We start from the raw sequence: 1,273 nt of genomic DNA, 5'->3' as shown, positions 1-1,273 counted from the left end.
GTTTGAAACTGGTGTTCAAAAAATGGATTCATAAAACAAGGTAAATTCGTGTTTAAATCTGTTTTGAATATCGTAGGTATCGGACAGACAATAGTCCTTTAAAAAGAATGGTAGGATGCTTACATCAAAAATAGGGATTGTAACCAAAAAGAGGAACCCTTTTGTAAGAGTTCCGTAGGTAGCTGACAAATGAACAAGAAAAAACATCATAATGTATGTGTAGTATACCTCAGTTTTACAAGGTTATACAAAATTCATCGGAAAAGTAAATACAAAACTGCGAGGATACTGAATAATCCTATCCAAGCATAAAAGAAATAGCCGAAATAACGAATCCATTTTGGTAACTGGCTCATGTTGACTTGATTCGTGGGAATACCTTGCATTTGGAACATCATTTTTTGATCGCGATCCCTATTATCTTGTTGTTCATACATGATATCAGCGCCTTTCTTACGGTTGTATGTGTAGTATAGCAGATTAGGTAGGACAAAGTATATAGGGCTTAGAGCGGATGGAGAGATAAATAAAAAAATAGCTAGCTAAAACTAGCTGTTTTTCCGTTCCAAGGAATGAAGCGTTTCGTTAACAATTCAATTAAGGAAGAAAACCGCGCCAAGGCTTAGTTACAGTGTGCATGAAAAATAAGATTTTATGCAGGAGGATGACACATGAATCAATTATCTTTTTTTACCTATGTTGATGAGAAAGAAATCCGTCCTTTTGTGATAGAAGAATTAAAGAAGTATAAGGTGTTACGCGTTCGATTTCAGAATCAGCGAGAACGAATGGAGGTAGGTGCAGATATCTTATTTCCGGAATTGCGAAAGATAGATGCCCATGAACTCAAGTACAGGCAATTACATCGTGCATTTGAACATGCCTTAGATCGAGAAGAACAACAGATACTAGAAATGAAATATATGAGTGCGACAGAGTTAAACGATGATTATATTTATACGGTATTAGGGATGAAGCGCGGTAAGTTTTATCGGAAACGAAAGTCAGGGATTTTGAATTTTGCAACTGCATTAGAGATGATATAAAAATTTATGGAACTTTTGGGGTACTATTTGGGGCACTAAATCGGGTACCTTTTTAAGTTGGAATCGGAGGTACGATATTTCTACAGTTACTGTTTAGAAGACAGGAGGCTGTGGGGATAGCGTATCCACCATCATATGAAGTGATGTGAGTGGGCCCCATTATCAAAACGTTACCGAAGAACGGGCATGGGCGGTAGGAACCCGCGATAGGACGAAAAAACCAAGGG

The 1,273-nt window shown here is 37.5% G+C and carries 2 protein-coding genes; one reads left to right on the top strand and one right to left on the bottom strand.

Annotated elements, in window-relative coordinates:
- Window positions 1-254: 254 nt before the first annotated feature.
- Window positions 255-437 carry a hypothetical protein gene (locus ACQRBL_RS03555; RefSeq protein ID WP_197230645.1) on the bottom strand — a complete coding sequence of 61 codons (183 nt, stop codon included), beginning with the start codon at window positions 435-437 and terminating at the stop codon, window positions 255-257.
- A 234-nt stretch (window positions 438-671) separates the two neighbouring features.
- Here ACQRBL_RS03555 and ACQRBL_RS03550 point away from each other — a divergent pair, with 234 nt between their 5' ends.
- On the top strand, window positions 672-1,046 hold the full coding sequence (locus ACQRBL_RS03550; protein WP_023523309.1) for an ArpU family phage packaging/lysis transcriptional regulator: 375 nt from the start codon (window positions 672-674) through the stop codon (window positions 1,044-1,046).
- The last annotated feature ends 227 nt before the right edge of the window (window positions 1,047-1,273 follow it).

The sequence above is a fragment of the Bacillus sp. AF62 genome, from assembly GCF_050312695.1.
GTDB lineage: Bacteria > Bacillota > Bacilli > Bacillales > Bacillaceae_G > Bacillus_A > Bacillus_A cereus.
This window is presented reverse-complemented; position numbering and strand designations above follow the sequence as displayed.